Source organism: Streptomyces sp. WAC04114 (genome assembly GCF_019733245.1).
In the GTDB taxonomy this organism is placed as follows: Bacteria; Actinomycetota; Actinomycetes; order Streptomycetales; family Streptomycetaceae; genus Streptomyces; species Streptomyces massasporeus_A.
In genome coordinates this window covers 1-9,883 of record NZ_JAIGQA010000242.1, presented here as the reverse complement: position 1 = coordinate 9,883, position 9,883 = coordinate 1, and the positions used below count along the sequence as shown (strand labels likewise).

At 74.2% G+C, this 9,883-nt stretch carries 9 protein-coding genes and 1 tRNA gene; 2 read left to right on the top strand and 8 right to left on the bottom strand.

What is annotated here, in order from left to right:
• Positions 1-72: 72 nt before the first annotated feature.
• The 7 genes from K4G64_RS36180 to K4G64_RS36150 all read right to left on the bottom strand — a co-directional run bounded on the left by K4G64_RS36180 (position 73) and on the right by K4G64_RS36150 (position 6,598).
• Positions 73-146: transfer RNA gene (locus K4G64_RS36180), tRNA-Lys, on the bottom strand.
• Positions 137-730, bottom strand: coding sequence for a bifunctional DNA primase/polymerase (locus tag K4G64_RS36175; protein WP_221760124.1), 594 nt, complete (start codon positions 728-730; stop codon positions 137-139). Before K4G64_RS36175 ends, K4G64_RS36180 begins: the two co-directional genes overlap by 10 nt.
• A gap of 133 nt (positions 731-863) precedes the next feature.
• Positions 864-1,232 (bottom strand): hypothetical protein, encoded by a 369-nt coding sequence (locus tag K4G64_RS36170; RefSeq protein WP_062927039.1) that lies wholly within the window; start codon positions 1,230-1,232, stop codon positions 864-866.
• Positions 1,233-1,607: 375 nt separating this feature from the next.
• The gene (locus K4G64_RS36165) at positions 1,608-2,942 is read right to left on the bottom strand and encodes an AAA domain-containing protein (protein ID WP_221760123.1); all 1,335 of its coding nucleotides are present in this window, start codon (positions 2,940-2,942) and stop codon (positions 1,608-1,610) included.
• Entirely contained in the window at positions 2,939-4,531 is a 1,593-nt protein-coding gene (locus K4G64_RS36160) for a hypothetical protein (protein WP_221760122.1), read from the bottom strand. The genes K4G64_RS36165 and K4G64_RS36160 overlap by 4 nt, the downstream gene beginning before the upstream one ends.
• The gene (locus K4G64_RS36155; protein ID WP_221760121.1) at positions 4,522-5,655 is read right to left on the bottom strand and encodes a hypothetical protein; all 1,134 of its coding nucleotides are present in this window, start codon (positions 5,653-5,655) and stop codon (positions 4,522-4,524) included. The genes K4G64_RS36160 and K4G64_RS36155 overlap by 10 nt, the downstream gene beginning before the upstream one ends.
• A complete protein-coding gene (locus tag K4G64_RS36150; RefSeq protein WP_221760120.1) occupies positions 5,606-6,598 on the bottom strand; it encodes a phosphatase PAP2 family protein in 993 nt (330 codons plus the stop codon). The genes K4G64_RS36155 and K4G64_RS36150 overlap by 50 nt, the downstream gene beginning before the upstream one ends.
• A gap of 200 nt (positions 6,599-6,798) precedes the next feature.
• Between K4G64_RS36150 and K4G64_RS36145 the strand changes: the two genes are divergently transcribed.
• Entirely contained in the window at positions 6,799-7,422 is a 624-nt protein-coding gene (locus K4G64_RS36145; RefSeq protein ID WP_221760119.1) for a histidine phosphatase family protein, read from the top strand.
• A 16-nt stretch (positions 7,423-7,438) separates the two neighbouring features.
• Here K4G64_RS36145 and K4G64_RS36140 read toward each other — a convergent pair whose 3' ends face one another.
• Positions 7,439-8,890 carry a hypothetical protein gene (locus K4G64_RS36140; protein ID WP_221760118.1) on the bottom strand — a complete coding sequence of 484 codons (1,452 nt, stop codon included), beginning with the start codon at positions 8,888-8,890 and terminating at the stop codon, positions 7,439-7,441.
• 299 nt (positions 8,891-9,189) lie between these two features.
• On the opposite strand from K4G64_RS36140, the gene K4G64_RS36135 reads away from it, so the two are divergent.
• A complete protein-coding gene (locus K4G64_RS36135; protein WP_221760117.1) occupies positions 9,190-9,585 on the top strand; it encodes a hypothetical protein in 396 nt (131 codons plus the stop codon).
• Positions 9,586-9,883 lie beyond the last annotated feature (298 nt).

Genomic DNA, 9,883 nt, shown 5'->3' with positions numbered 1-9,883 from the left:
GAGAGGCGGGGGTGCGGGGTTTCGGGGCACGTGAAAGGCCCCTCGCTTTCACGAGGGGCCTTTCACCGTCTGTGCGCCGCCAGGGACTCGAACCCCGGACCCGCTGATTAAGAGTCAGCTGCTCTAACCAACTGAGCTAGCGGCGCCTGCTGACGTCGTAGACCTTAGCATCCTGGTCGGCGGGAGGAAAAATCGAAATCCGTACCGCCGAGCGGGCCGCCCGGACGGCCGCCCAGAGCAGTACTTCGGGGCCCGGAAGCCAGGGCTGACGGGTGTCGGGGGCGACGAGCCAGCGGGAAGCGGAACGGGCGGGGGAGACGCTCTGTGACGGCGCCGGGACGGTCACGGCGTCACCGGTGCCGTGGCACAGCAGCGGCGGTACGGCGTCCGTACGGGTGGCTTCCCGGCTGTCCCGGCCACCCCACTCCTCCCACTCCAGCAGCGCGGGGAGCCGCTGAGCCGTCCCCGGGGCGGCGAACAGCAGCATCCGGCCCCGGAACTGTGCGACCGGGCCCGAGCCGGGGCCGTCGTCCCACAGTCGGTCGAGCATGCGCCGGCCGAACATCGCGGGCGCGCTGACCACGTCGAAGACCGACCCGCAGGGCAGCACGACCGGTGCGTCCGGCCGCTCCTCCCAGAGGGCGAGCGTGCTTCGCGGATACGTTCCTGCCGAGGCGAGCCAGGCGGCCCCGTCCGGGGTGACATCGGAGGCGTTCCATGCGCTGCTCATGGCATCAAGGTGTACCCGCCGTGAGCGCCCGGTTCCCGAGTGTTGCGGGAAACCGGGACAGGAGGGGGTGGGAGGGAGTATCTTGCCCGCCTGGCATATGCCAGGTGATCGGGAAGAGGCGTGCCGTGCCGGGTCAGGCGGACTCGCCGGGCCCCCGGCCCTCGGCGTCCCCCCGCATCAGGTCCCGCCCGAACTCGACCATCTTCTTGGCGTAGTCCTCGGTCCACTCGGCCCGCTCGGCGATGTCCGCCGTCGTCAGCCGGTCGAACCTGCGCGGATCGGCCAGCTGCGCCGCCGCCATCGCCTGGAACTCCACCGCCCGGTCCGCCGCGGCCCGGAACGCCAGCGTCAGCTCCGTCGCCCGGGCCAGCAGGGCCCGGGGGTCGTCGATCGACTCGAGGTCGAAGAAGTGCTCAGGGTCGGAGGCCGCCTCCGCAGGCTCGAAGAGCAGGGGCGCGGGGCGTAGCCGCGGTTCGTTCCGACGCGGCGTGGGCTCCGCCATGTCTTCTCCTCCTCGTACGTCGCGCAGGCCCTCCCGGTGGAGTGGGCCACCGTCCATTGTCTCGCGGGCGCGCAAGTGGGCATCGCGGTAGTGGGTACGGCCGCCACACCACCCGGCGTTCGTCACGACTCCCGGGACCCGCCGTGTTCCGGCCAGATCAACGCCACCCGGCGACGCGCTGTTCCGGCCGGATCAGGGCCGCCGCACGACCCTGTGTCCCGGCCGGATCATGGCCGCCACTCCACCCGGTGTTCCGCCAGGTGCGCGAGGACCGCGTGGTTCGCCTCCCAGCCGTCCGGGCTGTGTTCATCGGCCGCCTCCGGCGGCGTGCCGGCCGCCGGCCGGCGGTGGGTCGGATGTGTCCGGCGGCGCCGATCAGGGCCGCCACTCCACCCGGTGTTCCGCCAGGTGTGCGAGGACCGCGTGGTTCGCCTCCCAGCCGTCCGGGAACTTCACCACCGTCCCCAGCTGGACCGGCTCCGTGGACGGATAGTCGTCCAGGAGGTCGGTCACCCCCGCTCGGCAGACCACGATGCAGGCGTGCCGGTGGCGGGAGGCCAGGACGCAGAGGCGGCCCGTCTCCAGGTGGAAGGCCGTGGCGTCGGGGCGGCCGGAGAGGGGGTGGAGGACGACCGTGACGTCGTACTCACGCCCCTGCAGCCGGTTGGCCGTGTCCACGACCACGTCGGTGACGCCGAGGCCCGCCAGTGCCGAGCGCACCGCGGCCGCCTGGTCCCGGTGGGCCGTGCCGACGGCGACCCGGTCGGCGGTGAGAGGCGAGGGGACCGGGGAGCGTTCCGACGTCGCAGCCCCCGCCCGGTCGAGCAGGCGCCGTACGACCGTCGCCACCGCCAGGACCGCCTCCGGGTCGGTGCGCGGGGTGTGCCGGGCGGGCAGCTCCAGCAGGCCCCAGCCCGACTCGGCCGCCTCGTCGATCACCCGGTCGGGGCCCGAACCGTCCGACGGCACGCCGAAGGCCAGGCTCCGGTCACCGGGGCCGGTTCCGCTGCGGAACGGCGTGTACGGGTAGAACGCGTCCGACACCAGCGGCGCCGCGGAGGCCGGGAGCCGCCAGGAGACCGGCAGCCGGTGCTGGGGCAGGTCCGGGTTGTGCGCGAGCAGGGTTGTCACCGCCGAGCCCGAGGGGTCGTACGTCAGGCCCGCCCACTGCTCGCTGCCGACGATCGCGAACGGGTCGAGCTGCCCCGGATCGCCCACGAACAGCGCCCGCTCGAACAGCCCGGCCACCGCGAGCAGCGCGTCCGAGCGCATCTGGTACGCCTCGTCGACGATCGCGTGCCGCCACGGCTCGTCGACCTTCACATGCGCCCACTTCGCCGCCGTCGAGATCACCACGGCCTGCCCGGCCAGGTCACCCGCCTTGGCCGACTTGCGCACGCTCGGCAGCTCGTCGAGCGCCTTGTCGTACGGGTCGGAGTCACTGCTGTGCAGGCGGCCCACCGGCAGCTCGGGATTCTTCTCGGCGAGCCGCAGGACCAGGTCGTCGACCTGGGCGTTGGTCTGCGCGACCACCATCAGCGGGTGACCGGCCTCGGCCAGTTCCAGGGCCGCGCGGACCACCAGCGTGGACTTGCCGGCTCCCGGCGGGGAGTCCACGACGACACCGCGCGCGCTGCCGTGCAGCGTGTCGTGCAGGATCGCGTCGGTGGCCTGGCCCGCGGCGGCCGACGGGTCGAACACCGTGGTCACAGCACATCCTCCTCGGTCACCGGGTCGGCGGCTTCCAGGGCCGCCTCGCCGGGCGGCCCGCCGTGCGTCCACGGCGTCTCCTCCGGGTCCGGCAGCTTCGCGCCGCCCCGCTGCTCGTGCTCGAAGAGCGTGAAGCAGAGCCGGTCGCCCTTCTCCGGCACCGAACCCGGCTCGGGCTCCTTGCCGCGGCCCATCTTGTCGAGGACCCGCAGGACGACGAGCGCGCCGTCCTCCTCGTCCGCGACGAACTCGGCCGACTGCGGCTTGCCGCCCAGCGACCGGTACACCTTCGTCCGCTCGCCGAGATGCGGCCGGTCGTCCGTGCGCACCGTGACCAACGGGCGGGGGCTGGGCCGCTTGCCCTCGCTGTACGCCATCACGACATCGGTGACCTCACCCGCGAACGCCTCCCCGGACAGCCGCCGGCCCGCCATCACCAGCGGGTCGTCGAGGGCCTCCTGCGCCTCCAGCCGGGCCTGTTCGCGCTCGCGCGTGGCGAGCTTGTTCGCCGCGGTGACCGCGTCGTCGCGGCGCGGCTGCGGGGGCTCCCCGGCCAGCACCCGGTCGCGGTGACCGGTGAACGACCAGCGGTCGCGGGTCCACCGCTCCTCGACCCGCGCCCCCTCGGGCAGCTCCCGCAGCAGATCGAGACCCCGCCACACCGCGTCCCAGGTGGGCCGGGTGCGGCTGAGCACCAGGTCCCGGATCTCCCGCTCGGCGGCGCTGAGCGTACCCAGCCGGTCGTCGGCCTCCAGGCCGTCCTCGACGGCGGCGAGGGCGGTGCGGGCGCGGTCGTAGCGCTCGATGGCCGGGGCGAGCAGCTTGTTGTCGAACGCCGGGTCGGTCGCCGGACCGGCCGGCGGGCACGTCAGCTGCCCCTGCGCGTCCCGCTCCAGCTCGGCGCGCAGCGCGGCCTCGGCGCCGGTGACGCCCTGCGGCGGGTCGATCCAGGCGAGCAGCGCGCCCAGATGCTGGTCCTCCAGGGTGGACTGCCCGGTCACCCAGTGCCGGCCCAGCACGTCCGTCATCGCCAGCAGCAGTGAGGAGCCGGGCACCCGGGCCCGCTCCCCGAAGTGCGTCAGCCACCGCCCGAGCAGCGGCACCCGCGGCGGCGCCGGGTAGGGAGCCTCCGGATCCTGCTCCGCCGTACGCCGGAAGCGCGTCGAGCGTCCGAGCAGCCGCACCAGGTCGATGCCCGCGCGGCTCGGCACGATCAGCTGCGGCGCGTCCGCGCACAGGTCGACCTCGACCTTGACGCGCTTTCCGGTCTCCGGGTCGGTCTCGGTGCGCTCGGCGGCCTCCACGGCTTCGGCGTAGGAGTCGACGTACGGCAGCACGACGTCGGCCAGTTCGGCCAGGAACGCGAACCTGAGGTCGCGGTCGCGGGGCTGCGGGACGGCCAGCAGACGCGGCGCGTCCCGGTCCGTGCCGACCAGCGCGCCGAGCGGGGCACCGGCCTCACCGGCGGTGATCAGCGGCACGAACACCAGCGGGCGGTCGCCCAGATGCCGGTGCCGGACGGTGGCGGCGGGCTGGGCACGGCCCGTGCTGACCGCTTCGAGGCGGGCCAGGGTGGCGATCAGCGACACGCCGCCTCCAGTGCCTCGGCGCGCAGCGCGGCGGCCCGCCGCAGGGCCGCCACGGCCGGATCGTCGGGATCGCCCGCCTCCCCGCGGGCGGCGGCCAGGACGTCCTCGACGGTCGTCAGACCGCCCAGCTCCGCGCGGACCGGACGCCCGAGCGAGGTCACCGCGCCCTCCTGGCGGGACCGGGCCCGGCAGTGGAAAGCCAGCTCGCACGCGGACAGGCACTCGGGCGCGTACGTCGCCGGGACCGACTCCACGGCCGCCGTGAGTTCCTCGGCGGGCAGCTCGGGCGAGAAGCACGTGCCCTCGGGGAGCGCGCCGGCGATGTCCTCGATGCGGGTCAGCCGGGCCAGCTGGCGGGCCGTCACCGCCCGCTGCTTGCGGATGTCGACGGCAGACGCGGCCGGCAGATTGGAGAAGTCCCTGGGGCAGACGAGCAGCACCCGGTGCCGCACCCGCGGGGCCGGCTCGTCCTCCGCGCCCAGACGGGCCGCGACCTCCTCCAGCGCCAGCACGTACACCGCCGCCTGCCGGGCCGCCGCCCCGACCTTCGCCGGGTCCGCCGAACCGTCCAGCAGGGGGAAGGACTTGATCTCCACGACCGTCCAGCTGCCGTCCGGATGCACCACCACCGCGTCCGGCTCCAGGAACGCGGGCGAGCCCGCGACGTCCAGCGCGAGCATCGGATGGTCCAGCAGCGTCCACGCGCCCGGATGCGCGGCGGCCTCCCGCAGCTCCAGCTCCGTACGGGCCGTGCGCCCCAGGGGTCCGGTCGCCGTCAGGTCGGGCACGCGCGCGTCGGCGGGCGGCTCCGCGGACCGGTCGAGCTTGTCGTGCACCAGCCGCAGCAGCTCCGCGCCGCCGTCGGCCTTGACCTTCGCCTCGAAGGCGTTGCCTCTCGTGAGCGCGAACTGCGACTGCCCGAAGGCCGACGGCGAGCCCAGCGCGCTCGCCAGTGCCGCCTTGTTCACCCCCGCGCCGTCGAGGATCGCGCGCCGGGAACAACCGGGGTTGGCGGCCAGCGCCGCCAGGGCGCGCGCGTCCAGAGCCTTCGCGGGTACGTCGGGGCCGCGCAGCTCAGCGAGCAGCTGTCGGAGCGCCGTCCCCCGCGTCCTTGGGAGAGGCACCCGGCTCGGCTCCGTCTTCGAACCGCGACTCGCGCTGCCGTGGAATTCGCTCACCCGCGGAAGTCTGGCATCCGGCACTGACAATCGAGGAACCTGCGCCGGACGAGTCCGCCGCGACGGGGGCGGGGCCCGAGGCGGAGGAGTCCGCGGGGACCGGTGCTGCCGACGGCACGAAGCGTGCCTTGACCCGGTCCGCGGTGCGCATCACGACGGGGGCCAGCAGCAGCCCGACGCCCATGACGGCCGCGCCCGCGACCGCGTCGAGGAAGTAGTGGTTGGCGGTGCCCATGACCACGATCGTCGTGATCAGCGGGTAGGCGACGGCGGCCGTCTTCGTCATGCGCGAGCCGCCGAAGCGCCACAGCATCACTCCGCACCACAGGGCCCAGCCCACGTGCAGACTCGGCATCGCCGCGTACTGGTTGGTCATGTCCCCCATGCCGCGCGGCGCGCTCGCCGCACCGCCCCACCAGCCGTAGGAGCTGTACTGCGCCATCGTGTCCACGAAGCCGTGGCTCGCGTCGAGGAGCCGGGGCGGGCAGGTCGGCAGCAGCGTGAAGCCGATCAGGCCGATGAGGGTGGACGTCATCAGCCAGGTCCGCGCGGCGCGGTAGCGCACGGCGCGGGAGCGGAAGAGCCACACCAGGACGGCCGGAGTGACCAGGTAGTGCAGCGACGCGTACCAGAAGTCGGCGGGTATGCCGATCCAGGCCTCGCGCGTGAAGAGGCGGTTGAGGGGGTGCTCGAAGTTGAGGTACAGCCCCTTCTCGAAGCGCAGGATCGTCAGACCGTGGTCGACGGCGCCGGAGACGTCACCGCGGGCGAGGAGCCGGCCGGCCGAGTAGCACGCGTACACCAGCAGGATCAGCGGCAGCTCGGTCCACCAGCGCAGCCTGGGCGCGGGGGCCGCCGCCTCGGTGCCCGGTGTCTCGGTGTGCTGCATCCGATCGTCCTCCCCCTTCGTCGTCACGCGTAGCCCGTTCGGCCGTGCCACTTTACGGTGTGTGCGCCCGCCCCGTGGGGCGCCTCCGGCCCTCAAGACGCAGAGATCGCCCCCCGGGTTGCCCACGGAGGGCGTGCGCGATGATGGAGGAGTCCCCCATGCGCTGTTCTTCTCGCGTTGTTCTTCCGGAAAGGTGCCCCATGGCCGCGCGCATCCTGCTGGCCCGCCACGGACAGACCGAGTGGTCCCTGTCCGGCAAGCACACGGGCAGGACCGACGTGCCGCTCCTGGAGGAAGGCCGGCGCGGCGCGAAGCTGCTCGGCGAGCGCCTGCACCGGGCACCGTACGAGGGCCTGGCCGGTGTCGAGGTGCGCACCAGCCCGCTGGCACGCGCGCGTGAGACCTGCGAACTGGCCGGCTTCGGCGACCGCGCCCGCACCTGGGACGCGTTGCTGGAGTGGGACTACGGGTCGTACGAGGGCATGACCCCCGCGGACATCCAGGCCGTCCGGCCCGGCTGGCTGATCTGGCGCGACGGTGTCCCGGGCGGGGAGTCGCTCGCCGAGGTCACCGCCCGGGCCGACGAAGTGGTCTCCTGGGCCCGCTCCGAGGACCGCGACGTCCTGGTCTTCGCCCACGGGCACATCCTGCGCTCCATCGGGGCGCGGTGGCTCGGCCTGCCGATCGACTTCGCGGCCCGGATCCGGCTGAACCCGACGTCGCTGTCGGTGCTGGGCTGGGCCTACGGGGAGCCGGCCATCGAGAGCTGGAACGACCTGGGGCACCTCGCCCAGGACGTGCCGGACGCCGCGCGGCGGGCGTGACGTTCGCGACAGTCCCTCAGGTCATCCGCGGCGCCGAGGCGTGCCGCTCCAGGAACGCCGACACCCCGGAGGCCCTGCGGTGCGGCAGCAGTACCCGCGCGGTCGCCGCCAGCATGGTCTGGACGCGGGAGGACTGGACCTCCTCCAGCAGATCCAGCACCCGCATCCCCGCCACCGCCGCCTCGTCCGGCCGGCCGCCGCGCGCGAGGTCGTCCGCCAGTTCCGCCGTGTAGAGGGCGATGTTCCGCGTGAAGTGCGGATCCTGCAGCTCGGCGGCGCGCCGCGCGTGCCGTGCGGCGCGGGGCCAGTCGCCGAGGGTGGACCAGCACTGCGCCTCCAGGCCCTCCAGTTCGGCCTCCCCGTAGAAGCTCATCCACTCGGGGTCGGCGTCCGAGGGGCCTCGCTCGAAGAAGGCCTGCGCACGGGCCAGTGCCTGCTCGCAGCCGACGCGGTCGGCCAGTCCGGCCCAGCCGCCCGCCTCGCGCAGCGCGAGCAGCGACATCAGCCGGGCGGAGCCCACGGGCCGGGCGACGCGCTGCGCGGCCTGGGCCGCTCGGACCGCCTCGCGGGGCCGGCCCGCGTCGCGCGCGAGGAACGCCGTGTTGCAGAAGGCGTGCGCCTCGAGGCCCGGGTCGCCGGTCATCCGGGCGGTCGCGAGGGCCTCCGCGTAGTGCGAGCGGGCGTCGTCGAAGCGCCCCGAGTCGTGGGCCAGCCAGCCCACGGAGATGGCCAGTTCACCGGCGCCGGAGTACAGCCGGTCCGCCGTGGTCTGCCGGGTCGTCCCGGCGTCCAGCAGGGCGTAGGCGGCGCGCAGCGGGGCGGCGGCGCGGCGGTACAGGCCGTCCGCCCCGTGCCGGTCGTCGAGCAGCCGGATCCGGCGGACGGCTTCTTCCAGGGCGCCCGCGTCGCTCGCCCCGGCGCGGTGCACGGGGCGCTGTGCCGCCGAGGCGTCGCGGGCGAGGCCGGCAGGCCCCAGTGAGGCGGCGGCCAGCGTGGCGCCTCCGCCGGTCATGAACGCGCGACGTAGCACGTCGCTCTCCTCGTAGGTGTCGTGCGGGTGGTGCGGGTCGTACGGGTTCTGCGTTTCATACGGCTCGCACGCCCCGCTGGTCTCACTCGTGGCGTTCGCCGGGTTCGCGGTGCGCGTCAGGGGCGCGTCGTCGGTGTCGCGCGCCCGGCGTCCGCGTACCGACGAGCGGGGCGCGAACCCCAGGTCGGTGAGTGTGCGGCCTGGGTACATGTGCAGGAACACCCGTTCGTACGCGTAGTTGGGGCAGCGGATCTCGCCCGCCTCGACCCGGCCGATGTACCGCGCGTCACAGCTGACCTGCTCGCCGATCTCGAGCCCGGCCCGGCGGATCACCGCGGCGAACTCGGCCGGCGAGCGCTGTCCGCGCAGGCGCCGGAAGACGAGGTTCGGCCGTGATGGCCGGTGGGGTTGAGACGAGGTCATCGTTGACGACGCCATGGCCGGGTCCTCCCGTGCGAACCGTCGAACCATGCCGGATTCAGGGCGACTTGTTGCGAGTTGTCCGCATCGGTTGGTCCCGTGTCCGGCGGGCAAGAACGTACCTGCTGTGATGGAGTCGCCACGCTGGGTTTGGCCACAAACCGGATATCTCATCCGTGATCTGCCATGAAGTGCCATCCTTTGCGGCTGACTTCCGCCGTAGCCGTTGACGCCCTGCCGCGTTGAACCTCGTGGACCGGGAGGCCCCCGACTCCCGACCGCTCTTCCAATCAGGGGTTTTCGTGGTGGAGGCCGGGATGGAGACCAGCCGGATCAACGATCCTCGTACGCCGCCGTGCGCACCGGCGGCCGGCTGCGATGTGGTGACGGTGCCCGCGCGGCAGGGACTGGAGGCGGTCGACATCCTCCGGCGCGGACCAGGGGACGCGGTGGGGCCCGTGCTGCACGACGACGGCGGTGACACCCTGGGCTTCCTGGTGCCGCCGGGAACGGCCGCCGCGTGGGACGTGCCGGGCAGCACCTGCACGGAGACCGACGGACGCGGAGCGACCCTGGCCCCCGAGCCTCCCGTGGAGGGTTCGGACTGGCTGCTCCCGCCCGGCGAGGCGGACCTCGCGACCGATCCGGCGGTGCTGCGCGAGGCGCTGGGGGAGGCGGCCCGAATGATCAAGGCAGCGGACAGCTGCCGCTGAACCGCATCTGGCGGCTGCCGCTGACGTGCCCCCGGACGGCGGCCGCTGAGTCATCCCGGCCACCTGGCGTTGACGGCCCCGGCCCCCTGCGGCCCGTTGCCGCTGAGCGGCTCCCGGTCTGCTGCCGCGTGCGCGCCCCCGGTCGGCTGCCGCTGAGGCGCTCCCGGTCGGCTGCCGCTGAGGCGCTCCCGGTCCGCCGTCGCTCACGCGCCCCCGGCCCCCTGCCACGTGCGTCCCCCCCGGCCGACGGCCGGGGGGGACGCACGTGGCAGGGGGCCGGGGGCGCGTGAGCGACGGC

What these genes read in the sequence shown, in the direction of transcription:
- K4G64_RS36175 (WP_221760124.1), bottom strand. Translation starts at nt 730, where the DNA reads ATGAGCAGCGCATGGAACGCCTCCGATGTCACCCCGGACGGGGCCGCC.
- K4G64_RS36145 (WP_221760119.1), top strand. Translation starts at nt 6,799, where the DNA reads ATGGCCGCGCGCATCCTGCTGGCCCGCCACGGACAGACCGAGTGGTCC.
- K4G64_RS36170 (WP_062927039.1), bottom strand. Translation starts at nt 1,232, where the DNA reads ATGGCGGAGCCCACGCCGCGTCGGAACGAACCGCGGCTACGCCCCGCG.
- K4G64_RS36150 (WP_221760120.1), bottom strand. Translation starts at nt 6,598, where the DNA reads ATGCAGCACACCGAGACACCGGGCACCGAGGCGGCGGCCCCCGCGCCC.
- K4G64_RS36135 (WP_221760117.1), top strand. Translation starts at nt 9,190, where the DNA reads ATGGAGACCAGCCGGATCAACGATCCTCGTACGCCGCCGTGCGCACCG.
- K4G64_RS36140 (WP_221760118.1), bottom strand. Translation starts at nt 8,890, where the DNA reads ATGGCGTCGTCAACGATGACCTCGTCTCAACCCCACCGGCCATCACGG.